Origin of the sequence: Streptomyces sp. H27-H5, from assembly GCF_026627505.1 — a bacterium.
Classification (GTDB): Bacteria; Actinomycetota; Actinomycetes; order Streptomycetales; family Streptomycetaceae; genus Streptomyces.
On record NZ_JAPNLK010000056.1, the window covers coordinates 13033 to 37098 of the forward strand.

25 protein-coding genes and 1 pseudogene are annotated in these 24066 nt (G+C 73.7%); 19 read left to right on the forward strand and 7 right to left on the reverse strand.

Annotated elements, in window-relative coordinates; translation table 11 throughout:
• Nucleotides 1-12: 12 nt before the first annotated feature.
• Nucleotides 13-960: a DMT family transporter gene (locus OTB19_RS26005; RefSeq protein ID WP_267800907.1), complete on the reverse strand. Its 948-nt coding sequence runs from the start codon at nt 958-960 to the stop codon at nt 13-15.
• Between the two features lie 29 nt (nt 961-989).
• On the opposite strand from OTB19_RS26005, the gene OTB19_RS26010 reads away from it, so the two are divergent.
• The 5 genes from OTB19_RS26010 (at nt 990) to OTB19_RS26030 (ending at nt 5651) form a co-directional block, all read left to right on the forward strand.
• On the forward strand, nt 990-2543 hold the full coding sequence (locus tag OTB19_RS26010) for a PLP-dependent aminotransferase family protein (protein ID WP_267800909.1): 1554 nt from the start codon (nt 990-992) through the stop codon (nt 2541-2543).
• Between the two features lie 339 nt (nt 2544-2882).
• The gene (locus OTB19_RS26015) at nt 2883-3797 is read left to right on the forward strand and encodes a nitroreductase/quinone reductase family protein (RefSeq protein ID WP_267800911.1); all 915 of its coding nucleotides are present in this window, start codon (nt 2883-2885) and stop codon (nt 3795-3797) included.
• A gap of 158 nt (nt 3798-3955) precedes the next feature.
• Nucleotides 3956-4453 carry an LPXTG cell wall anchor domain-containing protein gene (locus tag OTB19_RS26020; protein ID WP_267800913.1) on the forward strand — a complete coding sequence of 166 codons (498 nt, stop codon included), beginning with the start codon at nt 3956-3958 and terminating at the stop codon, nt 4451-4453.
• A gap of 8 nt (nt 4454-4461) precedes the next feature.
• Nucleotides 4462-5118 carry an RNA polymerase sigma factor gene (locus tag OTB19_RS26025; protein WP_267800914.1) on the forward strand — a complete coding sequence of 219 codons (657 nt, stop codon included), beginning with the start codon at nt 4462-4464 and terminating at the stop codon, nt 5116-5118.
• Nucleotides 5115-5651 (forward strand): hypothetical protein, encoded by a 537-nt coding sequence (locus OTB19_RS26030; protein WP_267800916.1) that lies wholly within the window; start codon nt 5115-5117, stop codon nt 5649-5651. Before OTB19_RS26025 ends, OTB19_RS26030 begins: the two co-directional genes overlap by 4 nt.
• Nucleotides 5652-5743: 92 nt before the next feature.
• On the opposite strand, the gene OTB19_RS26035 is transcribed toward OTB19_RS26030, so the two are convergent.
• Nucleotides 5744-6205: a MarR family winged helix-turn-helix transcriptional regulator gene (locus OTB19_RS26035; protein ID WP_267800917.1), complete on the reverse strand. Its 462-nt coding sequence runs from the start codon at nt 6203-6205 to the stop codon at nt 5744-5746.
• 163 nt (nt 6206-6368) lie between these two features.
• Here OTB19_RS26035 and OTB19_RS26040 point away from each other — a divergent pair, with 163 nt between their 5' ends.
• The 4 genes from OTB19_RS26040 (at nt 6369) to OTB19_RS26055 (ending at nt 10299) form a co-directional block, all read left to right on the forward strand.
• Nucleotides 6369-7583: an MFS transporter gene (locus OTB19_RS26040; protein WP_267800919.1), complete on the forward strand. Its 1215-nt coding sequence runs from the start codon at nt 6369-6371 to the stop codon at nt 7581-7583.
• Nucleotides 7584-7645: 62 nt separating this feature from the next.
• Nucleotides 7646-8095, forward strand: a complete 450-nt coding sequence (locus OTB19_RS26045; RefSeq protein ID WP_267800921.1) for a GlcG/HbpS family heme-binding protein — start codon at nt 7646-7648, stop codon at nt 8093-8095.
• Nucleotides 8096-8155: 60 nt separating this feature from the next.
• The gene (locus OTB19_RS26050) at nt 8156-9805 is read left to right on the forward strand and encodes a beta-N-acetylhexosaminidase (protein ID WP_420716909.1); all 1650 of its coding nucleotides are present in this window, start codon (nt 8156-8158) and stop codon (nt 9803-9805) included.
• Nucleotides 9806-9846: 41 nt separating this feature from the next.
• Nucleotides 9847-10299 (forward strand): GNAT family N-acetyltransferase, encoded by a 453-nt coding sequence (locus tag OTB19_RS26055; protein ID WP_267800924.1) that lies wholly within the window; start codon nt 9847-9849, stop codon nt 10297-10299.
• Nucleotides 10300-10343: 44 nt separating this feature from the next.
• Here the strand turns inward: OTB19_RS26055 and OTB19_RS26060 are convergent, their stop codons facing one another.
• Nucleotides 10344-10688 (reverse strand): DUF3040 domain-containing protein, encoded by a 345-nt coding sequence (locus OTB19_RS26060; RefSeq protein ID WP_267800925.1) that lies wholly within the window; start codon nt 10686-10688, stop codon nt 10344-10346.
• A 114-nt stretch (nt 10689-10802) separates the two neighbouring features.
• Entirely contained in the window at nt 10803-11627 is an 825-nt protein-coding gene (locus OTB19_RS26065) for an endonuclease I family protein (protein WP_267800926.1), read from the reverse strand.
• Nucleotides 11628-11831: 204 nt separating this feature from the next.
• Here OTB19_RS26065 and OTB19_RS26070 point away from each other — a divergent pair, with 204 nt between their 5' ends.
• Nucleotides 11832-12398 carry a DJ-1/PfpI family protein gene (locus OTB19_RS26070; RefSeq protein WP_267800928.1) on the forward strand — a complete coding sequence of 189 codons (567 nt, stop codon included), beginning with the start codon at nt 11832-11834 and terminating at the stop codon, nt 12396-12398.
• A gap of 129 nt (nt 12399-12527) precedes the next feature.
• Here OTB19_RS26070 and OTB19_RS26075 read toward each other — a convergent pair whose 3' ends face one another.
• Nucleotides 12528-13340 carry a glutamate ABC transporter substrate-binding protein gene (locus OTB19_RS26075; RefSeq protein WP_267800930.1) on the reverse strand — a complete coding sequence of 271 codons (813 nt, stop codon included), beginning with the start codon at nt 13338-13340 and terminating at the stop codon, nt 12528-12530.
• Between the two features lie 273 nt (nt 13341-13613).
• Between OTB19_RS26075 and OTB19_RS26080 the strand changes: the two genes are divergently transcribed.
• Together OTB19_RS26080 and OTB19_RS26085 are read left to right on the forward strand one after the other, a co-directional pair.
• Nucleotides 13614-14663: a hypothetical protein gene (locus tag OTB19_RS26080; protein WP_267800932.1), complete on the forward strand. Its 1050-nt coding sequence runs from the start codon at nt 13614-13616 to the stop codon at nt 14661-14663.
• Nucleotides 14664-14817: 154 nt separating this feature from the next.
• Nucleotides 14818-15360 carry a TerD family protein gene (locus OTB19_RS26085; protein ID WP_267800934.1) on the forward strand — a complete coding sequence of 181 codons (543 nt, stop codon included), beginning with the start codon at nt 14818-14820 and terminating at the stop codon, nt 15358-15360.
• 143 nt (nt 15361-15503) lie between these two features.
• On the opposite strand, the gene OTB19_RS26090 is transcribed toward OTB19_RS26085, so the two are convergent.
• Complete coding sequence (locus OTB19_RS26090) at nt 15504-16136, reverse strand: TetR/AcrR family transcriptional regulator (RefSeq protein ID WP_267800936.1); 633 nt, start codon at nt 16134-16136, stop codon at nt 15504-15506.
• 213 nt (nt 16137-16349) lie between these two features.
• Here OTB19_RS26090 and OTB19_RS26095 point away from each other — a divergent pair, with 213 nt between their 5' ends.
• The 7 genes and pseudogenes from OTB19_RS26095 to OTB19_RS26125 all read left to right on the forward strand — a co-directional run bounded on the left by OTB19_RS26095 (nt 16350) and on the right by OTB19_RS26125 (nt 22929).
• Nucleotides 16350-17261, forward strand: a complete 912-nt coding sequence (locus tag OTB19_RS26095) for a phosphatase PAP2 family protein (RefSeq protein WP_267800966.1) — start codon at nt 16350-16352, stop codon at nt 17259-17261.
• Nucleotides 17258-18127, forward strand: a complete 870-nt coding sequence (locus OTB19_RS26100; protein ID WP_267800937.1) for a DMT family transporter — start codon at nt 17258-17260, stop codon at nt 18125-18127. Before OTB19_RS26095 ends, OTB19_RS26100 begins: the two co-directional genes overlap by 4 nt.
• A complete protein-coding gene (locus OTB19_RS26105) occupies nt 18124-18453 on the forward strand; it encodes a hypothetical protein (RefSeq protein ID WP_385644869.1) in 330 nt (109 codons plus the stop codon). Before OTB19_RS26100 ends, OTB19_RS26105 begins: the two co-directional genes overlap by 4 nt.
• A 92-nt stretch (nt 18454-18545) precedes the next feature.
• Nucleotides 18546-18812 (forward strand): GlsB/YeaQ/YmgE family stress response membrane protein, encoded by a 267-nt coding sequence (locus OTB19_RS26110; RefSeq protein ID WP_267800938.1) that lies wholly within the window; start codon nt 18546-18548, stop codon nt 18810-18812.
• Between the two features lie 71 nt (nt 18813-18883).
• Nucleotides 18884-19378: a ribonuclease E activity regulator RraA gene (rraA, locus tag OTB19_RS26115; protein WP_267800940.1), complete on the forward strand. Its 495-nt coding sequence runs from the start codon at nt 18884-18886 to the stop codon at nt 19376-19378.
• Nucleotides 19379-19665: 287 nt separating this feature from the next.
• Nucleotides 19666-21204 (forward strand): annotated as a pseudogene (locus OTB19_RS26120) (peptide-N4-asparagine amidase); the annotation flags it as partial.
• Between the two features lie 27 nt (nt 21205-21231).
• Nucleotides 21232-22929, forward strand: coding sequence for a serine/threonine-protein kinase (locus OTB19_RS26125; RefSeq protein ID WP_267800943.1), 1698 nt, complete (start codon nt 21232-21234; stop codon nt 22927-22929).
• Between the two features lie 78 nt (nt 22930-23007).
• Here OTB19_RS26125 and OTB19_RS26130 read toward each other — a convergent pair whose 3' ends face one another.
• A complete protein-coding gene (locus OTB19_RS26130; protein WP_267800944.1) occupies nt 23008-23667 on the reverse strand; it encodes a LysM peptidoglycan-binding domain-containing protein in 660 nt (219 codons plus the stop codon).
• Nucleotides 23668-24066 lie beyond the last annotated feature (399 nt).

Below are 24066 nucleotides of genomic sequence, written 5' to 3' on the forward strand. Positions count from 1 at the left end.
CGGCCGGGAGCCTCAAGCCCGCACGCCCCTCACGGAGCGGCCGGCCGGGGCCTCGGCCGGCCCCGGAGCCGCCGCCCTCACGGCTCCCGGCGGGCGCAGCCCCAGCGCCAGCCCGGCGACCACCACCGCCAGGCCCACCCATACCGCGGGCCCGGGAACCGCCCCGCCCGTCGCCACCCCGACCCCCGCGGCCGCGATCGGCGCGACCCCCGTCAGCAGCCCGGCGCGGCCGGAACCCACCGCGGCCACCGTGCGGTACCAGAGCAGGAACGCCACGGCGGTCACCATGACGGCCAGGTGCCCGACGGCCGCCCACTGGGACGGACCCAGTTCCACCAGCTCGGCGGGGTGCTCCACGAGCACGGCGAGACCCGCCGACATCAGCGCCCCCATCCACACGGCGTGCACGGAGACACCCCACGCGCCGAGGCGCCCCAGGACCGGCACCGCCAGCAGCGTGAACCCCGCCTCGCAGCCCAGCGCGAGCGCCGCCCAGCCCACCCCGGCGGCGTCGCTCCGCCCCGTTCCCTCCACCAACACGGCCCCGGCGACGACGACCGGCGCGGCCGTCACCACCCGACGGCTGGGCCGGCCGCCCTCCAACAGCGGCCCGACCAGGCCCATGACGATCGGTACGGCGGCCACGGCGACGGCGATCACGGCCGGTTCGGCATGCGCGACCCCGCGGACGACTGCCACGTTGAACAGCACCAGCCCGGTGGCCGCGACCCCGCCGAGCCACAGCCACTCCCGCCCCCGGGGACGCGCGATCGGGATCCGGGAGACCCGGGCGAGGGTGAACAGGATCAGGGCGGCAGCCGTGTACCGGACCGCCTGGGTGGCGAACAGCGGGGCGTCGACGAGGGCGCGGGAGACGGACACGCTGCTGCCGACCAGCACCATGCCGGCGATGCCGGGGGCGAGGTCGCGCAGCGGTGCCGCGGGAGCGGAAGGGTTCATGCCGCTCAGCCTCTGGCAGGCTTGGACCCGTGAGCAGTGCCAATGAAGGCCACATTCAGGGGTCCAAAGCCGAGGGCTCGGACTTCCTGCTGCTCGACATCGATCAAGCACCTCCCGGCGGCCGCACCGAATGGCTCACGGCCCGCATCCGCGCCGCCATCGACGACGGCACCCTGCCGGTGGGCAGCAGACTCCCGGCGGGCCGGGTCCTCGCGGCGGAACTGCGGGTGTCCCGGGGGCTGGTCACCGAGGTCTACCAGCGGCTCGCGGACGCCGGACAGGTCGTCGGCCGGGGCCGGGCGGGCACGATCGTGGTGGCGGCCCCCCTCACGGCGCCACCACGCAGACCCACCCCCGCCCCCACCCCCATGCCCACGCACCACACGCCCACGCCCGCGAGCGCCTCGACGGTCGCCGATGCATCAGGGGCGGCGTCGACCTCCCCGTTCCCCGCCCCGACGACCGGGACCGCGCTCGTGGACGCGCTGCGCGCCGTGCCCTGCCGGATCGACCTGTCACCGGGGGTGCCGGACCTGGCCGCGTTCCCGCGCACGGCCTGGCTCCAGGCCGAACGCCGCGTCCTCGCGGAACTCACCCCAAGCGACTTCGGCTACGGGAGCCCGCAGGGCGCGCCCGCGCTGCGCGAGGCGGTGGCGGGTTGGCTCGCGCGCAACCGCGGGATCCGCGCCGACCCCGCCGAGCTGATCGTCGTCGCCGGCGTGGCCCAGGCCCTGGGACTGCTGGCCGGAGTGCTCCGCGCGGAGGGAGTGCACCGGGTGGCGGTCGAGGACCCCGGCTCGCTCGGGGCCCGGCAACAACTGGAGTACGGGCGGATGGAGACGGTGCCCGTACCGGTGGACGGGGCCGGACTGGACGTGGCCCGACTCCGCGCGAGTGGAGCCCGGGCGGTGCTGCTGACCCCCGCGCACCAGTTCCCGACCGGGGTTGTGCTCGACGGTGAACGCCGCCGCGAACTGCTGGCCTGGGCGGCCGCCGGGGGAGTGGTCATCGAGGACGACTACGACGCCGAACACCGCTACGACCGCGCCCCGGTACCCGCCCTGCGGGCCCTCCTGCCGGAGGCCGTCTGCTACGCGGGAAGCGTCTCGAAACTGCTCGCGCCTGCGCTCCGCCTGGGCTGGCTGCTCGTTCCCCCGCGGCTGCGCGACGCACTGGTCGAAGCGAAGCGCTACGCGGACCTCGGCAATCCCGTCCTGCCCCAACTCGTGCTGGCCCGCCTGATGGCCTCCGGCGAACTGGAACGTCACCTGCGCCACGTCCGGCGCCGACACCGCCGCCGTCGGGACGCGATGCTGCGCGCGGTCGCCACCGAGTTGCCCGGCGCCCGCGTCCACGGCGCGGCCGCCGGCCTGCACCTCATGGTCACCTTCGACGGCGCCGCGTTCGACGACACCGCCCTCGCGACGGCCGCCCTGGGCCTGGGCGTCAAAGCGCACCCGCTGTCCTGGCACCGACTCGCCCCGGGTCCGCCGGGCCTGATCCTCGGTTACGCGGCCGGTCCGATCGGCGACGTCGAGGAAGGCGTCGCGCTCCTGGGCGAGGCGCTGCGCCGCCTCCGGTGAGCCGGGCCCGGCCATCTCCGGCAATGATCCTCGGCGTTGACAGACGCGCGCCGCGTGCGTGTAATGGGGAACGGTGTCGCGTGGCGCCGGCCACAGAGCAGTGGGCCGGCCGGCAGTCGGGCGAACACCCTTCACTCAGGGGACACTCCATGAGTTCGCACTCCGCGCTCCGCATCTGACGCCGAGCAGCCCGAGGCGGCGTCGCTCCCGCGCGTCCCGCCTCGCGGTCCGTTCCACGTGGCCTCCCGCCACCCCTTCACGCCGCATGCCGCACGCCGGACACACCCCTCCGGCGCCGCGACGCGTGCCTCCACCCACGTTCCGGAGACAGACATCCGCATGCCCACACCGTTCAACCGATCCGTCATCGAGGAGTTCCGCGCCCACCACGGCAAGGTCGGCGGCCCCTTCGAAGGGGCGGACCTGCTGCTGCTGACCACCACCGGAGCCCGTACCGGGACCGAGCGGACCACCCCGCTCGGATACGTCCGCCACGACGACGCCCTGCTGCTCGTCGCCTCCGACCTGGGCGGCCCCCGCCACCCCGACTGGTACCACAACCTGCTCGCCCACCCCGTGGTCCGCGTGGAACTCGGGACCGAGAGCTTCGAGGCCCTCGCCGTCCCCGCCGAGGAACCCCGGCGCGCGGAACTGTTCGCGTACGTGGAGAGCAGGTCCCCCGGGTACGCCGACCACCAGGCCCGCACCACCCGGATCCTGCCCGTCGTCGAGCTGCGGCGCGCCGACCCCGACGGCTGGGAGCCGCCGCGCGAGATCGCGACCCTGGCCGACAAACTGCTGGAGACGCACACCTGGCTGCGGGCGCAGCTCCGACACGTCGGCGCCGAGGTCGACGCCCACTTCCTCGCACGGGCCGCGCACTCGGGTCCCGGGGATCCGCCGCCCCCGTCGCTCGGGCTCCAGATCCGACAGCGCTGCCTGGCCTTCTGCCGGTCCCTGGAGTTCCACCACACCACCGAGGACGCGCACCTGTTCCCCGGGATGGCCGTCCACCACCCCGCCCTGTCCGACGTGTTCGACCGGCTCCGCGCGGAGCACCGTACGGTCGCACGTCTCCAGGGCGCGCTGGTCGCCCTGTTGGGCGATCTCGCCGTCGCCGAACCGGAGCGGTTCCGCGGCGAGCTGCGGCGGATGTCGGACGCGCTGAACGCGCACCTCGACCACGAAGAGGAGGTGCTGCTGCCGCTGTTGGCCGACGTCCCCTGGCCCCCGGGACCGCCCGGCGGAGCCTGACGGCGGGCCCCGGAACCGGCGGACGGAGAACACCTCACGGCACACGCGGAAAAGTTTTTCGGGAACGGCGGCAACCTCCGGGACGGTCGCGCGTCGTGCGGGGGTGAAGGGCGTGGTTCCACGTCCTCGTCCCGACCGCACGACCGTGGAGTACCACCGTGAAGAACCTGAAGCGCGTCACCCTGTCCGCCCGCCGGGCGGCGACCGTCACCGCGGTCGCCGCCGGGGTGGCCGTCGCGTTGGGCGGGCCGGCCTTCGCCGCGCAGGGCGGGTCGAGTGCCGCCCCGGCGCCCGCCGTCAGCGCGATACCGTCCGCGTCGCCGACCGCCCCGACGAGCGCCAGGCCCACCGCCCGGCCCAGCACCCCTCCGACCGCGACGCCGTCCGTCCCGGGCGCCACGCCGCCCTCTGCCTCGCCCTCCCCCTCGACGAGCGCCAAGCCGAGCCCCCGCCCGACCAGCCCGGGCGGGACCCCGCCCTCCGCCTCGCCGAGCGCCGCCCCGGCCGCCCCCGGTTCCTCGCCCTCGCCCGACGGGGCCGAGCTCGCGCATACTGGCTCCTCTTCGACCAACGTGGCGCTGGGCGCCGGAGCCGTCGGCCTCATGGCCGCCGGAGCCGGCGCCCTGTACGCCGTACGGCGCCGCGCCGCCAACTGAGGACTCCCGTGCTCCACCTCGCACCAACCGTCGGCCCCCTCACGCCCGGCTTCGGCCGGGCGTGGCGGGGCCTGTGGGCGTTGTTGCTCCGCCGCGACCGGCCCGCCCCCGAGGCGCCCGAGCGCGGGTACGCGTACACCGACGCCCGGGACACCACCGGGTACGGCGACGCCCCGACCCCGCCCACCGTCAGTGAGCTGTACCACGCGCACCGGCTGCGCATGGTCCGCCTCGCGGTGCTCCTCGTCGACGACCTGGCCACCGCCGAGGACGTGGTGCAGGACGCCTTCACCGCCCTCTACCGTCGGCACGGAGAGGAGATCAAGGAGGTGGACAACGCGCTCGGCTACCTGCGCACCGCCGTCGTGAACACCTCCCGCTCCGTGCTGCGCCGCCGACGCACCGCCCGCGCCTGGAACCCGCCCGTGACGGCCGACATGCCGTCCGCCGAGGCCGCCGTCGTCCTCGACGAATCGCACCGCGAGGTACTCGCCGCGCTCGGGCGACTGACCCCGCGCCGACGGCAGGTCCTGGTGCTGCGCTACTGGGCGGACCTCAGCGAGGCGGAGATCGCCACCACCCTCGGGATCAGCCGGGGCGCGGTGAAATCGAACGCGAGCCGCGCCCTGGACGCGCTGGAACGGATTCTGGAGGGACGGGTATGACGCACGACGCCGACGAACGCCAGGTCGAACGGCGGCTGCGGCAGGCCCTGGCCGCGCGAGCCGACGAGGTGACCGTCGTGGCGCTGCGCCCCGCCGCCCCTCCCGGCCCCCACCTGCGACGGCTCGCGCCGACCACGGCGTGGCTGCGACGACTGTCGTGGTCCGTCGCCGGCCTGGCGGCCGCCGCCGCGGCGGTGACCGCGTACGTCCTGCTCACCCCGGACACCGCCCCGCCGCGTCCGGTCCCGCCGGCCGCGCCGCCCGAGTTCACCCCGTCGCCGTCGCAGCAGTCGCCCAGCCCCACCCCGCCCCGGACGCCCGGTCCGACCGGAGGCAGCGCGGAGCCTCCCGTGTCGCGCCCCCCCTCCCCCGCCGCGAGCCGGTCGGGAGCCTCCAGGGCGACCCCGAGCGGCCCGACGGGCTCCCCGCGGCCCCCGTCCCGGTCGCCCTCGGCGCCCCCGCCGACGCCGTCCCCCTCCGCCCCGCCCTCGTCCGCCCCTTTCCCCTCCGCCGGCCCGAGCCGGGGCAACTAGGACATTGCCCTGCACCGGGGCCCTGAACGACAAGACCCGGGGGAGACGGCCTGTGCCGTCTCCCCCGGGTCTTGTCGTTCAGGTACCGGGCGTTACGCGGAGACCGTGCGGATGTTCTCCACCGCCGCGACCAGCGAGGCGAGTTCCGGGTTGCGTGCCGCTTCGTCGAGGGCCTCGCGCAGGGCGGTGTCGTTCGTCGGTCGGGCCGCCGTCAGCAGGCTCAGGCCGGCTTCGCTCACGTCGGTGTAGATGCCCCGGCGGTCGGTGTCGCAGATGTAGCGGTTCAGCAGCCCGCGGTCCTCCAGCCGGCTGACCAGTCGGGTCGTCGCGCTCTGGCTGAGCACCACCGAGTCGGCCACCTGGTGCATCCGCAGGTGTCCGCCCGGGCCGCTGTGCTGGCGGCTGAGCACGTCCAGCAGCGAGTACTCCCGGACGCTCAGTTCGTGGCCCGCCTGGAGGGCCCGTTCGATGTGGGCCTCGATCCGGCCGTGGAGGAGGGAGAGGGCGCACCAGCCCTGGGAGAGGGCGGTGAGTGCACTGTCCGTGGCGGTCATGGGCGGGCTCCTCCTTCGAAGCGTGTCCCCCCAGGATAGGTCACGTCCGCAATAGCCCGCGCTTGCAATTATCCCGCGTCTGCAATTAATGTGGACGCACGTAAGCCGCGACAGCAAGTGAAGCGGTAGTACAGGCAACCTCCCCCCTGAAGGGCACCCCCTCATGCCTCTCGCACTCCTGGCACTCGCCATCGGCGCCTTCGGGATCGGCACCACCGAATTCGTGATCATGGGCCTGCTCCCCGAGGTCGCCGGCGACTACGGCGTCTCGATCCCCACCGCGGGCTTCCTGGTCACCGGCTACGCGCTCGGTGTCGTCCTCGGCGCCCCGCTGATGACCATCCTCGGCACCCGCATCCCCCGCAAGCGCATGCTGATGCTGCTCATGGGCCTGTTCGTCGTCGGCAACGTCATCTCCGCCCTCGCCCCGGCCTTCGGCGTCATGCTCGCCGGGCGCGTCGTCGCCTCCCTCGCCCACGGCGCCTTCTTCGGGATCGGCTCGGTGGTCGCCGCCGGTCTCGTCGCCCCGGAGAAGAAGGCCGGCGCGATCGCCATGATGTTCACCGGCCTCACCGTCGCCAACGTGGTCGGCGTACCGCTCGGCACCCTCGTCGGCCAGACCCTCGGCTGGCGCGTCACCTTCCTGATCGTCGCCGGCCTCGGCGTGCTCGGTCTGCTCGGCATCGCCAAGCTGGTCCCCGAGCTGCCGCGCCCCGAGGGCGTCCGGATCCGCCACGAGCTGGCCGCCTTCCGCAACGTCCAGGTGCTCCTGGCGATGGCCATGACCGTGCTCGGCTTCGGCGGGGTCTTCGCCGCCATCACCTACATCACCCCGATGATGACCAACGTCGCCGGATTCGCCGGCGCCTCCGTGACCTGGCTGCTCGTCCTCTTCGGCCTCGGCATGGTCGCGGGCAACCTCATCGGCGGAAAGTTCGCCGACCGGGCCCTCATGCCGATGCTGTACGTGTCCCTGGGCGCGCTCGCCGTGGTCCTGGCCGTGTTCACCGTCACCGCCCACGACAGGTTCGGCGCCGCCGTCACCATCGTCCTGATCGGCGCCCTCGGCTTCGCCACCGTGCCCCCGCTGCAAAAGCGCGTCCTCGACCAGGCCGCCGGCGCCCCCACCCTGGCCTCCGCCGTCAACATCGGCGCCTTCAACCTCGGCAACGCCCTCGCCGCCTGGCTCGGCGGGCTCGTCCTCGCCGCAGGCCTCGGCTGGACCGCACCGAACTGGATCGGCGCCGCCCTCGCCGCCTCCGCGCTCGTCCTCGCCGTCGCCTCCGGCGCGCTGGAGCGCCGTACGGCCGCCCGCGCCGGCGGCGGCCGGATCGTCGCCGCCGCGACCCCCGAGACCGCCGTCCCCGCACACCACTGACCCGCCCTTCCCCGACACCCCGAGTCCCCACACTCCATCACCGACACCTCAGGAGCACCCCCATGTCCGGCACCACCACCACCGCCACCCGCACCGCCGTCGCCCCGCTGACCACCGAGGACGCCGAACTGCTGCTCGGCGCCGCCCGCGCCGCGGCCGAGGAGGTCGGGGTCACCGTCAGCGTCACCGTCCTCGACGCGGGTGGCCACCCGCTCGCCTTCCGCCGCGACGACCGGGCCGTCCTGATCTCCGGCGAGACCAGCACCCGCAAGGCGTACACCGCCCTCCAGCTGAACGCCCCGACCGCCGACCTCGTCGAGGCCGTCCAGCCCGGCGCCCCCTTCCACACCCTGCCGACCGCACTGGACCGGCCGCTCCTGTTCATCGCGGGAGGCCTGCCGGTCCACCGCGACGGCCGGCTCGTCGGCGCCATCGGCGTCGGCGGCGGCGCCCCCGAGCAGGACCACGGCTTCGCCGTCGCCGCGCTGGAGACCCTCGCCGCGCTGGTCTGACCCTCCCGGGTCGCGAGCCCGTGTCCCCCGTGCCAGGTTGGGTACGGGGGACCCGAGCGCATGATGCGGCAATCGACGAAGCACAGGAGAGGTCGGGCCATCGCGACGGCAACGGTCGCCGCCGTGGTCTCACTGGTCCTGCCCGGATGCTCGGCCGGCTCCGACAGCGCCCGCGGGGCGGAGACCCCGCAGGCCACCGGCACCGGGCCCGGCACCACGCCCGGCGCCCCGCCGCCGTCGGCGCCGCCCACCCCCGAGCCGAACCCCACGCCCTCGTACCCGCTGTCCACGGCCCCCCGCACGGTCCCCGCCGTACGCGAACACGCTCCGGCCCGCGGCCCCGGCTGGAAGCCCGCGCCGGCCGCCCGGGTCGTCGTACCGCCCGCCGACGCGGCGGCCCTGTCCGACGAGGGCCGGCTGCTCGCCGGCGAACTCAAGATGGGCTTCGCGCAGTCGGCCGACCCGCGCCCCGGCGACGTGGAACTCGCGCTGGGCGCGAAGAACTCCGGAGCGCCGGAGTCCTACACCCTCACCGTCGGGGACGGCCGGGTGCGCATCACCGGACCCGACGAGGCCGGCGTCTTCTACGGCACCCGCACGCTCAAGCAGGAGATCCGCACGGCCGGCAAGGCACCCGAGGGCACGGTGCGCGACGCCCCCGCCAAACCGCAGCGCGGACTCAACCTCGACATCGCGCGCAAGAACTTCACCCCCGACTGGATCGAGGACCGGCTGCGCGAGATGGGCGACCTCAAGCTCAACCAGCTCGGTCTGCACTTCTCCGACGACCAGGCCTTCCGGATCGAGTCCACCTCCCATCCGGAGATCGTCTCCACCCCGCACCTCACGAAGGCGGACGTGCGCCGGATCACCGCGCTCGCCGCCCGCCTGCACATCACCGTCGTCCCGGAGATCGACTCGCCCGGACACCTGGGCGCGGTCCTGCGCGCCCACCCGGACCTCCAGCTGCGCGACGTGCGGGGGCGCCCGGTCAAGGGCGCCGTCGACATGGCGAACCCGGCGTCGGCGAAGCTCGTGGACGAGCTCCTGCGCGAGTACATCCCGCTCTTCCCCGGCGGCGCCTGGCACCTGGGCGCCGACGAGTACCAAGCCCTGGTGGTCAAGGACCCGCAGGCCTCCTTCCCGCAGCTCGCCGCCGCCGCCCGACAGCGGTACGGGCCGTCCGCGCGGGTGCAGGACCTGGCCGCGGGCTGGCTCAACGACCGGGCCGCCGTCGTACGCCCCTCGGGCAGGACGCTCAAGGCCTGGAACGATGGCTTCTTCGCCGGGGGAGTGGTCCCCGCCGCCAAGGACCTCCAGGTCGAGTACTGGACGGGCAAGGAGCTGGGTGCCCGACCTCCCCTCGCCTACCTCCGCGAGGGCCGCAAGGTCGTCAACCTCAACGACGAGTACCTGTACTACGTCCTGGGCCAGCCGAACGACTTCGCCTACCCCACCGGCCGGCGGATCTACGAGCAGTGGACCCCGCTGGTCCTGCGCGGCACGACGCCCGTGCCCGCCTCGTACGACGACCAGATCCTCGGCGGCCGGCTCGCCGTCTGGGCCGACCTGGCCGGGTCCCAGACCCAGGCGCAGGTGGCCGAGGGCATCCGGCTCCCGCTGGCCGCCCTGTCGCAGAAGCTCTGGGACTCCAGGACCCCGAGCCTCGACTGGGCCGCGTTCCGCTCGCTCGCCGACGGACTGCGCTGAATCCGTTGGCCAACACCGGTCCGCGTTGATTGGATCGGTCCATGAACGACGAACTCCGGACCACGGCCGACGCGCTTGCCGCCGGCTTCGAGATATCCACCGACCCGGCCCGGCTCGACGCCGCGCTGATCCACCGCTGGCTGTCCGAGGACTCCTACTGGGCGCTCGGCCGCAGCCGCGAGAAGCAGGACGCGGCCATCGCCGGCTCACTCAACTTCGGGGTGTACGACAGCGCCTCGGACGCCCAGCTCGGCTACGCCCGCGTCGTCACCGACCGGGCCACCTTCGGCTGGCTGTGCGACGTCTACATCGCCCCGGACGCCCGGGGCAAGGGCCTGGGCACGGCCCTGGCCGCCGCGGTCCGGGACCACCTGGAGCCGTACGGCCTGCGGCGGATCCTGCTGGCCACGGCCGACGCGCACGAGGTCTACGCGAAGGTCGGCTTCGCGCCCCTGGACCACCCGGAGAAGTGGATGGCGCTCGGCAGCCAGTGAACCGCGGCACAGAGTGCACCGCGGCGGCCGGTGAACCCCGGCGGTCAGCGCACCGGGCCCGAGCGGCTCTGCGGGTCCTGCGGCTCGCGCCGGGGCGAGTGGTCGCGCAGCTGCCACCGCCGCCGGACCCATTGGCCGATCAGCGGCAGCGACATGACCACGGTGAGGATCCAGGCGGCCGCGAAGGACCAGATCAGCGGCTGCGCCACGGTGATGGCGGCCGCGACGAGGAGGGCCACGGTCAGCGCGCCCAGCCCGAAGGCCGCCACGATCCGCTGTCTCAGACTCGCGGAGCGCAGTCGGCGGTTCAGTGACCGGTCACCCTTGAGTTGTGCCTCGATCTCGGAGAGGGCGCGCTGCTCGTGATCGGAAAGTCCGGCTCCACCCATGACGACGTACCTCCGTCGGCTGCCGCCGTCGGGCGCGGAACGCAGCCTGTGCGCTGCGAATACCCGGCCTGACGCGCGTCAACCGCCGGAGGACGTCATGGTTGCCGGGATCGGTCACCAGATGGAGCCGACCCACTCCGGGTGGTCGATGAACGGGTTCCGGTTGTGCTGGTACGTGTCGAAGATGACCTGGTTGCGGCGCTGCTCGAAGGCGTCCGGCGGGTCCTGGAGGCTCCACTGCTTCAGCACGCTGATCCGGCCCATCGCCGGGGCGGAGCCGTTGTTGACCTTGTCGTTGAGTTCGAGGTTCGCGAAGCCGTCCTCGCCGTCGTAGCGCACGGCCATGTAGAGCAGCATCCGGGCCACGTCGCCCTTGACCGCGTCACGCGGCTCGAAGGAGTCGGAGTCCGTGAAGCTGCCGGAGGCCTCGGACACCGGGCTGCCGCCCTTGTCGAAGTCCTTGTTGCCGCGGGTGCTGTTGACCGTCACGTCCTCGGGACGCAGGTGGTGCAGGTCCGTGCCGGGGCCGGTCGCGGTGCCGAAGTCGCCGTGGCTCTTGGCCCAGACGTGCTCGCGGTTCCAGTCGTTGGCGCCGCCCCCGTTGGAGGTCTTGGACTGCGAGCGGCCCGAGTACACGAGGATGACGTTGTTCGGGTTGGCGGGGTCCTGGTCGGTGACCTTCAGGGCGTTCCACACGCCGTCGTACGACACCTTGGTCTGGGTCTTGATGATGCCGTGGAGCGCGGTCTTCAGCGCGGCGCCGGTCTTGCCCTGCGCCGGGGCGTAGTAGTCGTCGTAGGCCGCGGCGGCGCCGGCCGCGGCGGGCGCGACGTGGGGAGCCGCCGTCCGCTGCGAGCCGGCCGAAGCGGTGGCCGGTATGAGGACCAGCGAGGCGGCCGCGAGGCCGGCCGCACAGGGAGCGATTCGGGAGATTCTCATGACGTGGGGGATGCCTCTCCATCACGCACCGTCCCCGCCAAGGCGGTTGGCGGGGTGTCAGGTGGCAGAGCGAGGCTGACATTGTCATGCGCCCAACAGGTAAAAAGGATGTGTCCTGCGTGCGGATCTTGTGTTTGTCCGCGTCGGGGCAAGGGCACGGTAGCGAGGGCCCGAACCGTGCGAAATCCCCACCGGGAGCAGCCCATGCCAACGAAGATCCTCATCGTCACCGGCGACGCGGCGGAGTCGCTGGAGGTCCTCTACCCCTACCAGCGGCTGCGCGAGGAAGGCTACGAGGTCCACATCGCGGCCCCGGCGGTCAAGAAACTCCGTTTCGTGGTGCACGACTTCGAGGACGGGTTCGACACCTACACCGAGAAGCCCGGCTACACCTGGCCCGCCGACATCGCCTTCGCCGACGTGGTGACGGAGGACTACGAGGCCGTCGTCGTCCCGGGCGGGCGGGCGCCCGAGTACCTGCGCAACGACCCCGAGGTGCGACGCATCCTGGCCGCCTTCGCCGAGGCGGACAAGCCGATCGCGCAGATCTGCCACGGCCCCTTGATCACCGCCGCCGCAGGGACCCTGGAGGGCCGCCGGGTCACCGCGTACCCGGCCCTGGAACTCGACATGAAGGCCGCGGGCGCGCGCTTCGAGGACTCCGAGGCGGTGGTGGACGGGACCCTGGTGTCGGCCCGCGCCTGGCCGGACCACTCGGCCTGGATGAGGGAGTTCCTGACCGTGCTGCGCGGCAAGGCCCCGGTGGTCTGACGCACGGGAACGCCGGCCCCCGGGTGCCGGCCCGCCGGGGGTGGGCCGGGCCCGGTCGGCGGCGCGTGATCGGCCGCGTGCGGTCCACACCGGTCGGCGCCGGGGGCTCGCCCCCGGCGCCGCCGATCGTCAGTTGCCCGAGGTGACCCGCGGGGCGGGCTCGTTCTTGTAGTTCGCGGGGCCGAAGTTCTTCTTCACGGCCGCGTCCCAGGAGCCGTCCGAGACCATCTTCGTCAGCGCGCTGTTGATCTTGCGCTGGAGGTCCGCGTTGCCCTTCTTGATGCCGATGCCGTAGTTCTCGTTGCTGAGGTTCAACCCGATCAGCTTGAACTTGCCCGCGTACTCCTTCCGGGCCGCGTAGCCGGCCAGGATGGAGTTGTCGGTGGTCATGGCGTCGGCCTCGCGCGCCTGGAGGGCGACGACGCACTCCGAGTAGCTGCCGAGCTCCAGCAGGCTCGCCTTCGGCGCGAGGTTCTTCTTGACGTTCTCGGCGGAGGTCGAGCCGGTGACCGAACAGAGCTTCTTGGAGTTGAGGTCCTCGGCCTTGGTGATGCTGTTGTCGTCGGCCCGGACCATCAGGTCCTGGTGCGCGATGAAGTAGGGGCCGGCGAAGTCGACCTTCTCCTTGCGCTTGTCGCTGATCGAGTAGCTCGCGGCGACGAACTGGACCTCGTTGTACTGGATCAGCAGTTCCCGGTCGGAGCTGAAGACCTGCTTGAACTCGATCTCGCTCGGCTTGTAGCCGAGCTCCTTCGCGATGTACGTGGCGACGTCGACGTCGAAACCGGTGAAGGTTCCGTCGGGCTCGCGCATCCCGATTCCGGGCTGGTCGAACTTGATCCCGATGCCGATGGGCTCCTTGGGGTCGTCACCGCCACACCCGGAGGCGGTGACGGCGAGGGCGATCACTGCGGCGACCGCACCGGCCTTGGGAACCTTCATGCTGCACTCTTTCCTCGGGAACGCGGATCACGCGGGAACGGGGGCGAACGGTGTCGTGCGGAGTACCGGGTCGGTACGGGGTGGCGCGGGGAGCGGAGCCGGTGAGGTTCCGGGCACGCGCGGAACCGCGGGGTCGTCGCGCACGTGTAGGAGGAAGCTAGGAAGGTGACGGGCACACCGTCACTACATCTGAGGAAAACTTGAGGGTAACAATCCGGTTCGGCCAAAGATTTACCGGTCGATCCGGGGCGTAGCCGGACAAGGGGGAACGGCGTGGCGAACGGTTCGGTACGGATCAACGGGAACGCGCTGCAGCTCGGCGACGGCGCGCAGATCAGGTTCATCCGAACCCTGCGCCTCCCGGAGTCGGGTACGCACGGGCTCCCTCCGGGGCTCGGGGAGTTCCCGCTGCGACGGGTCGAGGACCACCCGGACACGGTTCCGGCCGAGTGGCTCGCCAAGGGCGGGGTGATGCTGCCGGTCCACCTGCGCGAGGCGATGTGGCTGAGCTTCGCGGGGACCCGGGAGCCCGCGGCGCTCCAGGTCGGCGTCGGCAAGGTCTGCGCCGTCTCGGGCGAGCGGTGGACGGGACGGCTCGCGCGCCGCCCGCAGAACTACGTGGTGCTCCCGCGCCAGCCGTGGCTGGACGGCATCAACTCGGGCAAGGGGACGGTGCGTCAGTTCGTCGCCGTGCCGCTCGGCCTCGGCGCCACGGTCGAGGGACAGGTCACCGGCGAGGAGACCACGGGCGGCGTGCAGCTCCAGGCGTTCCCGCTCGGCCCCGAGCCGTTGCGGCGCTGGCGCGAGCAGGAGCGGGCCCGGCTGACCCCGCCGCCGATGCCGGCCGCGTTCGCAGGGTACGGCGGCGCGCCGGCGCCGGCGGCGCCGGGGAGCGCGCCCATGGCCCCTCGGGCCGCGGCCCCCGCGCGATCGGCTCCCGCGATGGGCCTGGGGGTGGGCGGTTCCATGCGCCAGGAGGTGTACGAGGACACGCGGCCCCCGTCGGACTGGTCCGAGGAACCGGCCGCGCGCGTCTTCGTCCACCTGGTGACCCCGCCCGAGTGGCGGCGCATCACCGGCGAGCCCGCCCCGCCCTCGCCGGTCGACCGGGCCGCCTACACCCGGGCCGGGCTGCCGTGGTTCGACTACTACGACGAGAGCGGCACCGACCTGCCCGCCACCGACACCCTCAGTGCGGTCAAGCCGGTCGGCGACTGGATCGGCGACGACCACACCCCGTGGGTCGCCCCGACCGCGTCCCAGACCCATCCGCTGGGCAACGCCCCCCGCCCGGGCAAGCCCGTCCAGGACGGCGACTGGTAGCGGGTCGGCGCGGGCGGCGGGGGCCGACCGGCCACCCCCGGCCGCCCGTCGGCGGCGGAGCCCGACTGGCTGGGAACGTGCGGTTGTCGACGCGGTGATCGCGGGCGCGTGACAGCATGGCCGGGCAATGCCCGGTGTGCGGAGGGGGAGTTCGATGAGCGGAATACGCAAGAGCCTGGCCAAGGTGGAGATCGCGTTGCGGTGGGACCCCAGCCCGACCGGTGCGCCCGCGCACGACCTCGACATACTGGCCGCGGTCTACGGGGCGGCGGATCCGTACGGCGACCCCGTCTACCTCGTCCACTTCGGCAGCCGCGCACCCGACGGCACCATCACCCTCGACCGGGACAGCGACACCGGTCAGGGCTTCGGCTTCGACGAGGTGATGACCGTCGAACTGAACCGCATGTCGACCGAGTTGGTCCGGGTGGTGGTGGGGGTGGTGATCCAGGACCCCGGCCCGCAGGGCGCCCGCACGAAGACCTTCGCCTCCGTGGCCGGTACCGGACTGCGGATCCGCGAGGGCTACACCGAACTCGCCGCGTCCGACTTCGAGGGCGTCGCGGGATCCACCGCGGCCACGGTCGCGGAGTTCGCCCGGGACGCTTCGGGCGGCTGGTCACTGGATGCGAGCGAGCGCGGGTTCGACACCGAGCCGGAGGAGTTCACCCGCATCATGGGGGCCGCCCGGTCCTGACCTGATGCGGCCGATCAGATCGGGCGGCGGTCACTCGTCGTGCGAGTGCCCGCCGCCCGGTCCGGCCGGCGCGCTGCCGCCGTCCCCACGTGGCAGCGCGGGCGGGTCGCCGCCCGGTCATCGGGGACGGCGGCCCGCCTGTCTCAGGGGGTGGTGCCGGGTGCGGTCGCCGCGTCGGCGGGGGTGATGCCGAGCGCGGGCAGCAGGGCCGCGTCGACGAACCGCACCAGATAGTCCGCGTCGGCGTACCGCCCCTCCAGCACCGGCCGGATCCGCAGGACGCCCATCAGCTGCGCCGGCAGGAACTCCACGGCCGGATGGTTCGCGGCGACCTCGCCCCGCGCCACCGCCCGCGCCACCATTGCGTCGAACGCCGCGAGTTCGGGTTCCACCAGCGCCTCGCGCAGGGCGGCCTGGAGTTCCTCGTCGCCGAGCACGGCGTGGCCGAGCGCCTGGGAGAGCCGGGTGTCCCGGCCGGAGGTGCCGGCCGCGATGCGGGCCGCCTCGCGCAGGTCGCCCGCGAGGGTCCCGGTGTCCACGGCCGCCAGGGTGCCCTGCCGGTTCGCGCGCAGGGCGGCGGCGACGAGCCGCGGCTTGGTCTTCCACTGCCGGTAGAGCGTGGACTTGCCGCAGCAGGCGCGCGCGGCGACACCCTCCATGGTGAGGGCCTCGTACCCGTGCTCGCGCAGCTGCTCCAGCACGGCGTCGTAGAACTCCTGCACCCGCTCCGGGCTGATCTTGGAACGACGCGCGCTGGTCGACGGGGTCGACGTCATGGGATGCGGCCCTCCTCGGCGGCGTGGTGCGGGCCCGGGCGGCTCGCTCTGCCGTCCGGCGTGGTTCGAGTGTACGGCTACGCCAGCGTATCGGTACACCTGCGTATCGATACGCCAATGTATCGATACACTGGCGTGTCGATGTACGGCGAGGCCCTGACCGGACGAGCCCCGAACCAGCCGTGCGCCGAGGACAGGAAGCGAGACCGGGGGATGACCTCCCACACCACACCCGCGGACCCACCACCGGCAGGTTCGAGAGCGGCACGACGCAGACTCGTCCGCGAGCTGCTGCTCGTCGCGGGCCTCTTCGCCGTCTACAAGGCGGGCCGGACGCTCGCGACGGGCCGCACCGACGAGGCCTTCCGCAACGCCACGCGGATCTGGGACGTCGAACGCGCCCTGCACCTGCCCGGCGAGGGCGCGATACAGCGGCTGCTCCTGCACGGCGACGCCCTGATACACGTCGCGAACACCTACTACGCCGCCGTGCACTTCCCGGCGACCGTGCTCTTCCTCGTCTGGCTCTACCTCCGCCGCCCCGGCCACTACCTGTGGACCCGACGGGTGCTCGCCGTCCTCACCGCGGCCGCCCTCGCGATCCACCTGAGCTTCCCGTTGGCGCCGCCGCGGATGCTCGACGCCGCGCACCTCGTGGACACCGGGCAGGTGTACGGGCCCACCGTCTACCGGGCCGCACCCGCCGCCGACACCATGGCCAACCAGTTCGCGGCCATGCCGTCGCTGCACTTCGGCTGGGCGCTGATGCTGGCCCTCGGGATGATCGCCGCCACCCGCTCGCGATGGCGGGTCCTGTGGCTGCTGCACCCCCTGGTGACCCTGCTCGTGGTCGTCGGGACCGCCAACCACTACTGGCTCGACGCGATCGTCGCCACCGTGCTGCTGGGGGCCGCGCTGCTGGTCGTCCCGCGACCGGCAGCCGAACCGGCCCGGGAGCCGGTGTCGCGGCCGGCGCCGGCGGGCCGGTCGGTCCCGTCACCCGCCCGGCGTCCCGCCGAGGCGGCCCGGGTCGCCTTCGGCCCGGACCTTCCCGCCCGCGCGGGCGGGAACGTGGCCGGGGACCCGGCCGTGCCTGTCCCCGCGACCGCGGGAGCCGGACGATGAACGCCACCGCCCTCGCCGTCGTCCTCTGCCTGGCCTCCGCCGTGACCTACGCGGCCGCCGCGGTCGCCCAGGAACGCCTCGCCCGCGCCGCCGTCGCCCGCAGCGCCGGCGCGCTCCTCGGCAACGGCGCCTGGTGGTGGTCGGCCGGACTCAACGCCGCCGCGGCGCTGCTGCACGCCGCCGCACTGCGGTACGGGCCCCTGACCCTCGTCCAGCCGCTCGGCGCCCTCACCCTCGTCGCCGCCGTACCGCTCGGGGCGCGCGGCGCCGGCCGGCGGGTGGCGGCCACCGAATGGAGGGGCACCCTCGCCACCGTCGCGGGCCTCGGCCTGCTCCTCCTCCCGGCCTCCGGCCCGGCCCCCGACGACACCCTCACCCTGACCGAGGCGCTCGCCGTCTCGGGCGCCACCGCCGCCGTGATCATGCTGCTGACGGTCCGCGGCGACGTGCGCTCGGGACTGCGGCACGCCACGGCGTCCGGACTCGCCTCCGCCGCCGCCTCGGCCCTGACCCAGACCGTCACCGTCGCGGGAGGCCGCGGGGGAGCCCTGCTCAGCGTCCGGGTGATCGCGGTCGCCCTGCTCGTCGTGGTGTTCGCGGTCGGCGGGATGCTCCTGTCACAACGCGCCTACCGGGGCGGACTCGGGGCGCCCCTGGCCGTGGTCAACCTCGCCAACCCGCTCGCCGCCGCCGCGATCGGCATGGTCCTGCTCGGCGAGCGCCTCCAGGGCGGGGCCACGGGCATCGTCCTCGCCGTGGCCGGTGCCTTCGCGGCCGGCCGGGGGGTGCTCCTGCTCACCAGGACGACGCCGGGTGAACAGGCTTCCGTGCCCACCTCCCTGCCGACCCACCATGTGGCAGCATGACCGGCATGATCGAGCGGTCGTCCCTCTCCCTGTGGTCCAAGAACTCGGTGCTGTCCATCGGTTCGGTGGACTCGGTGCTCTCCATCGGCTCCGTCGGCAGCGTGCTGTCGGTCGCCTCGATCGGCTCGGCGCTCTCGGCCGCGTCGATCGGCTCGGCCCTGTCACTGGGTTCGTCGGGATCCTGGCTCAGCGTCGGCTCCGCGCTCTCCGCGTGCTCGACCTTCTCCGTGCTCTCCTACCGCTCCCGCGGCGGCCTCCTGACGCTGGGCGCCGCCGCGGCCGCCGTCGTCACCGTCGGGTACGCGGCCCGGGTGCGGCGCGGCTGACCCGCGGAGAACCGTTTCGGCCGGCGACGCGTCCTCCCTCGTGAGAACGCGTACGCACGCGTCACGGCGCGACCTGAGCGGAGTGAACGACCATGGGCATCGTCGGCTGGATCATCCTGGGGCTGCTCGCAGGAGGCATGGCGAAGCTGCTGCTGCCCGGACGCGACCCCGGCGGCCTGATCATCACCACCCTCATCGGCATCGCGGGCGCCTTCACCGGCGGCTGGCTCTCCGCGAAGTTCCTGGACCGGCCGATCCAGACCGAGTTCTTCGACGCGGCCACCTGGGGCTCCGCGATCGCCGGCTCGTTCGTGCTCCTCGTCGCCTACCGGATCCTCTTCGGCCACTCCCGCCGCTGACGCCCGCCCGGCCGCCACCTACGCTGGGCCCCGCACGGCGCGACGTACGACCGCGAGGAGTCCAGAGCGACATGAGCGTCACCCCCGTACCCACCTCCGACCTGTACGACGAGCACGGCGAGTTCCTCGCCGTCTGCGCCACGCGGTTCCGCCGGTTCGGCGGCCGTGGGCTCTTCGCCGGCCCGGTGCGCACGGTCACCTGCCACGAGGACAACGCCCTCGTGCGCGAACTGGTCAACACGCCCGGCGACGGCGCGGTCCTCGTCGTGGACGGCGGCGGCTCGCTGCGGACCGCCCTCACCGGGGACCTCATCGCCGGGGCGGCACCCGCCAACGGCTGGGCCGGGATGATCGTCAACGGCGCCGTGCGCGACAGCGTCGCACTCGGCGGGCTGGACCTCGGGATCCTCGCGCTCGGCACGGTCCCGCGCAAGAGCGGCAAGACGGGCGCGGGCGCCGTCGACGAACCGGTCACCATCGGCGGTGTCACCTTCCGCCCCGGCGACCTCGTCCACGCCGACGACGACGGCGTGGTCCTGCTGCCCGCCGGCCCGCACGAGGCCTGACCGCACCCGGCGCGGCGCGCCGTGCGGGGCACGGGCGAGAACCGGCCACCGTCGGGCCGGCCGCCCTGGCGGCGCCCGGTCGGGCCGGGCTTCACTTCGGGCCCATGAGACGACACAGGATCACGGGCCTGCTCGGCGCGTTCGCGCTCGCCGCGGCCACCCTGGCCGGCGCCGGGACACCGGCGGCCGCGGCCCCGCCCGCCGCACCCGCTTCCCCCGCCGCACCCGTTTCCCGGCCCGCACCCGCGCCTCCCGCCGCGCCCGCACCTCCCGCCGCGCCCGCTTCCACGCCCGTGGCCGCCGGCGCCGAGCCTCCCGCCGAGTTCGGGAGCGACTGGCACGACCCGCTCACACCCGGCCCGCCCGTGACCCGGCCCCCGACCCGGTCTTGCCGGGTGACCCTGGCACAGGCCCGGTTCGTCGACTTCACCCCCTACCGGGGCGAGTACGCGCCCCCGAGCGGCTGTGGCCGCGGCGACTGGGCCAAGGTGGTGCTCCGCCTCGACGGCAAGGTCAAGGGCCGCCAGTACGACCGCCTGGGCAACCTCACCCTCGGCGGGGTGGAGATCCTGCGCACCTCCACCCCCGAGCCCTCGCCCGACGGCATCACCTGGTCCGTGGAGAAGGACGTCACCCCCTACCGGGACACCCTCAGCCGTCCCCAGCCCGTCGAGATGCTGATAGGCAACGTCGTCAACGACACCTACACCGGCGTCATCGACGTCGAGGTCACCCTCACCTTCCACGCCTCCGACGGCCGCACCCGACCCGCCGCGGACACCCCGGACCGCGTCCTCCCGCTCACCACCCCCGCGGTCACCACCCCGCGCAACACCGAACGCCTGCTGGCGGAGGTGTACGCGACCGGCTCGGGCGGCGGCTGCGAGGAGTACTGGTACCTGACCGTCCCGGACGCCGCCCCCTACTCCTGCAAGGCGAGCGACGGGCCCCACCGCGAGGTCCGCGTCCTCGTCGACGGACAGCTCGCCGGCCTCGCCGCCCCCTTCCCGACCGTCTGGACCGGCGGCTGGTCCAACCCCTTCCTCTGGTACGTGACCCCGGGCCCCCGCGCCTTCGACGTGCAGCCGATCCGCTACGACCTCACGCCCTACGCGGCGCTCCTCAACGACGGCCGCCCGCACCGGATCGAGGTGTCCGTGGCCGGCGTCCCGGCCGGGCAGGCCGGCTGGAGCACCCCCACCAACCTGCTGATCTGGCAGGACGCCGGCCGGGCCGTCGTCACCGGCGCCCTCACCCGGCACGAAGAGGTCGCACCCACGGGCTCCTCCCGCTGGGCCCCCGGCGCCGAACACCGACTGGACACCACCGGCGGCCACGAGCTGACCGTCGCGGGGCACCTCGACACCTCCCACGGCAGGGTCGCCACCACCGTCACCCGCACCGTCCGGCACACCTCCACGCACCGCTGGACCGAGGGGGAGAGCCGTGACGCCCTCACCGCCGAGTGGACCGACCGAGAGAGCGTGACCCGCGGCCCGACGACCACCCGCACGGCGCGCACGTACACGATGGACGGCGAGACCACCCTGGGCGCCGGGGACCGGCTGCGCACCGTCCTGTCCCTCGGCGACCGCGCCGACACCGTCGTCCTGCGCGGCGGCCGCGAGATCGACCGTTCACGGCTCGACGACCGGTACACGGGCGACGCGAGCTACACCGCGAACGTCCCGCGCGAGGAGCGCCACGCGGTGGCCACCACCACGGCGCGGTACCGGCTGTACGGATCGCAGATACCCGGGGGCTGTTACGACCGCACGCTCACGACGGTGCAGGGCATGCTGACGGTGGACCGGCGGAGCTGCTGACGCCCGCGCCGCCTACGATGACCGCCCATGGACACGAGTGAGGCCGGCAGACAGCTGGTCGACGGCCGCTTCGAACTGATCGGCCCCCTGGGCGCCGGAGGCATGGGCACGGTGTGGCGCGCCCGCGACATCGCGTTGCACCGCGACGTCGCCCTGAAAGAGGTGCGCCCGCCGGACCCGGCGACCGCGGCCGCGCAGCCCGGATTCGTCGTCCAACTGCGCGAACGGGCCGTGCGCGAAGCCCGGGCACTCGCCCGGCTCACCCACCCGAACGTGGTGACGATCCACCACATCGTGGAGCCCGCGCCGGGCGGCGAGGGACATCCGTGGATCGTGATGGAGCTGGTCAAGGGCGGCTCGCTGCACGACCGGCTGGAGTCCGGGCCGATGCCCGTCGCGGACGTCCTGCGGATCGGGCTCGACGTGTTGTCGGCGCTGCGGGCCGCGCACGCCGAAGGGGTGCTCCACCGCGACGTGAAACCGGCCAACGTCCTGCTGCGGCCGGAGGGCTCGGCCGTGCTCACCGACTTCGGCATCGCCGCGTTGCACGGCTCGACCGCGCTCACCTCGACGGGCGCGCTGATCGGCTCGCCCGAGTACATCGCGCCCGAGCGGGTGCGCGGCGCCGAGGGACTGGCCGCCTCCGACCTGTGGTCGCTCGGCATGATGCTGTACGTCGCCGCCGAGGGGGTCCACCCGCTGCGCCGCGCCACCACCATGGCCACCATGGTCGCCACGCTGGAGGACCCCATTCCGGCGCCGACGCGGTCCGGACCGCTGGGGCCCGTACTGGAACGGCTGTTGGTGCGGGACCCTGCCACGCGGCCCGACGCCGAGCAGTTGGGACAACTGCTCCGCGACGCGAGCAGCGCTCTCCAGGGCGCGCCGCCCCCACCGGCCCCCACACCGCTGCCGTCGCCCGGATTCGGGCCGTACGGGCCGCCCCCGACGGCCGTGAACGCACCCGGCGCGCCTTTCGGCCCACTGGGCGGCAACCCGTACGCCGTGACCACCCCCGTGCCCGCCGCCCGGACCCCGCGCCGCCGCCCCGCACTGCTCGCCGCTCTGGTCGCCCTGCTCCTCGCGGGTGGCGCGACCCTGGCCGTGAACCTGCTGGGCGACGGCGACGACGGGACCCGCGACGACGCGAAGGGAGGCCCGACGGCCTCCCGTTCCGCCGACCCCTCGACCGGCGCGAGCCCGGCCGGAGCGAAGCCCGCCACCGGCACACCGTCCGCCTCCACCCCCGTCGGACGGACCGACTCCCGCCCGCCCGCCGCCTCCCGGGTCGACCTGCTCACCCCCGACGGCGCCCGCGCCGGCCTGGCGGCCCTCAAGCAGGGCACCGGCACCACCACGTTCGTGCGGCTGGTGATCTACCCGGAGTACATGCTGGCCGGCGTCCCCACCGCGCCCGGGGCGAAGACGTACGACAACTGGCAGTACCGCGACGGCGCCGCCCGGCGCCTCGCCCCGGGCGGGACGATTCCCGCCGGCGGCCGGCTGATGGACATGTCCACGGTCAAGTGGGACGTCCTGCCGACCCTCCTGCACGAGTCCAAGGAGCGCCTGGCCGTCGCCGTGCCCAGCCAGCGCTACCTCATCCTCGACGTGTGGTCGGACGGCACCCCGGCCGTCCGCCCCTACATCAGCGACCCCTACGGCCAAGGCGGTTACGTCCTGGCGGGCGTCGACGGCACGATCAAGAAGGTGGTCGGCGGCTGACGCCCCGCCGGCCGCGCTCGCGTGGAGCCCGCGAGGGGCGCGGCCGCGGTCCGGCGGGCCGGACCCGCGGAGACGTGCTCAGTACGCCCCGTTGACGTTGTCGATCGAACCGTAGCGGGCGGCCGCGTAGTTGCAGGCGGCGGTGATGTTCGCGACCGGGTCGTAGGAGTCCTCGGACGTGCCCGGCACGTGGTACGCGCGGAAGGTCGGGTCGATGACCTGGAGTAGGCCCTTGGAGGGAATGCCGGCGGCGGCGTTGGAGTCCCAGTTGTTGATCGCCAGTGGATTGCCCGAGGACTCCCGCATCACGTTGCGGTGAATTCCCTCGTAGGTTCCGGGAATTCCGTGCTGGGCCATCACGTCCAGCGACTCGCGTATCCAGCCGTCCAGGTTGTTCGTGTACGCGGTCGCCGGTCTCGCCGCCGCCGCGGTCTTCGCCGCCGCGCCGAGGGACAGCTTGAGCCCGGGCCGGATGACCGCCGGGTTGGCGCCGACGACCCCGCGGTTCGCCTCGTAGAGCTGTGCCCAGCCGCCGCTCAGCGCGTGCTTGGCCGCGATCGTGGACAGCGTGTCGCCCGCGACCACGGAGTACGTGGTGGGGGCGATGCTCTCGGCCGCGCCGGCGGTGCCCGCGCCGATCAGCGGGAGGGCCAGGGCGGCGCCGCCCGTACCGACGATGGCCAGCTTGCGGACGATCGAGTGCTGCTTCGGTCGACGGTGCTTTCCCTTTGCGGGCATGGCGGAATTCCTCACGTGGGGGTGCGGGGAGCGTCCCTGGCGGTGAGGGGAATGAACGCCGGCCCACCGGGAACGAGGTGACCGTAAGACAGCGTGTGGCGACCGAACAAGCCTGGAATTTCGTCGGGTGATCGACATCCCGCATTCGGCCCGGTTAATGACCTTGGGAATGGGTGGCGGGGAATGTCGATTCCCTTTCCAGGGAAAGGGAATCCGGCTGTTTCGAGGAATTGATGTTGAAGGGCCCCGCGTGACCCACATCACGGGTGGACGGCCTCGTGCGGAAAACAGGGCAAGTCGCCCCCCTGTCTACCGGATTCGGGCGACCCGCCCGTTGGTGGCGAATCGCCCATGACGGTCTCTTTCCGGCGTGAATTCCGCCCGACCGGCGCCGCGTCC

Excerpts from the sequence above, each read along its gene's own strand:
- OTB19_RS26005 (WP_267800907.1), bottom strand. The coding sequence starts at position 960 with ATGAACCCTTCCGCTCCCGCGGCACCGCTGCGCGACCTCGCCCCCGGC.
- OTB19_RS26015 (WP_267800911.1), top strand. The coding sequence starts at position 2,883 with ATGCCCACACCGTTCAACCGATCCGTCATCGAGGAGTTCCGCGCCCAC.
- OTB19_RS26030 (WP_267800916.1), top strand. The coding sequence starts at position 5,115 with ATGACGCACGACGCCGACGAACGCCAGGTCGAACGGCGGCTGCGGCAG.
- OTB19_RS26035 (WP_267800917.1), bottom strand. The coding sequence starts at position 6,205 with ATGACCGCCACGGACAGTGCACTCACCGCCCTCTCCCAGGGCTGGTGC.
- OTB19_RS26040 (WP_267800919.1), top strand. The coding sequence starts at position 6,369 with ATGCCTCTCGCACTCCTGGCACTCGCCATCGGCGCCTTCGGGATCGGC.
- OTB19_RS26045 (WP_267800921.1), top strand. The coding sequence starts at position 7,646 with ATGTCCGGCACCACCACCACCGCCACCCGCACCGCCGTCGCCCCGCTG.
- OTB19_RS26050 (WP_420716909.1), top strand. The coding sequence starts at position 8,156 with ATGATGCGGCAATCGACGAAGCACAGGAGAGGTCGGGCCATCGCGACG.
- OTB19_RS26055 (WP_267800924.1), top strand. The coding sequence starts at position 9,847 with ATGAACGACGAACTCCGGACCACGGCCGACGCGCTTGCCGCCGGCTTC.
- OTB19_RS26060 (WP_267800925.1), bottom strand. The coding sequence starts at position 10,688 with ATGGGTGGAGCCGGACTTTCCGATCACGAGCAGCGCGCCCTCTCCGAG.
- OTB19_RS26065 (WP_267800926.1), bottom strand. The coding sequence starts at position 11,627 with ATGAGAATCTCCCGAATCGCTCCCTGTGCGGCCGGCCTCGCGGCCGCC.
- OTB19_RS26070 (WP_267800928.1), top strand. The coding sequence starts at position 11,832 with ATGCCAACGAAGATCCTCATCGTCACCGGCGACGCGGCGGAGTCGCTG.
- OTB19_RS26075 (WP_267800930.1), bottom strand. The coding sequence starts at position 13,340 with ATGAAGGTTCCCAAGGCCGGTGCGGTCGCCGCAGTGATCGCCCTCGCC.
- OTB19_RS26085 (WP_267800934.1), top strand. The coding sequence starts at position 14,818 with ATGAGCGGAATACGCAAGAGCCTGGCCAAGGTGGAGATCGCGTTGCGG.
- OTB19_RS26090 (WP_267800936.1), bottom strand. The coding sequence starts at position 16,136 with ATGACGTCGACCCCGTCGACCAGCGCGCGTCGTTCCAAGATCAGCCCG.
- OTB19_RS26095 (WP_267800966.1), top strand. The coding sequence starts at position 16,350 with ATGACCTCCCACACCACACCCGCGGACCCACCACCGGCAGGTTCGAGA.
- OTB19_RS26100 (WP_267800937.1), top strand. The coding sequence starts at position 17,258 with ATGAACGCCACCGCCCTCGCCGTCGTCCTCTGCCTGGCCTCCGCCGTG.
- OTB19_RS26105 (WP_385644869.1), top strand. The coding sequence starts at position 18,124 with ATGACCGGCATGATCGAGCGGTCGTCCCTCTCCCTGTGGTCCAAGAAC.
- OTB19_RS26110 (WP_267800938.1), top strand. The coding sequence starts at position 18,546 with ATGGGCATCGTCGGCTGGATCATCCTGGGGCTGCTCGCAGGAGGCATG.
- rraA (WP_267800940.1), top strand. The coding sequence starts at position 18,884 with ATGAGCGTCACCCCCGTACCCACCTCCGACCTGTACGACGAGCACGGC.
- OTB19_RS26125 (WP_267800943.1), top strand. The coding sequence starts at position 21,232 with ATGGACACGAGTGAGGCCGGCAGACAGCTGGTCGACGGCCGCTTCGAA.
- OTB19_RS26130 (WP_267800944.1), bottom strand. The coding sequence starts at position 23,667 with ATGCCCGCAAAGGGAAAGCACCGTCGACCGAAGCAGCACTCGATCGTC.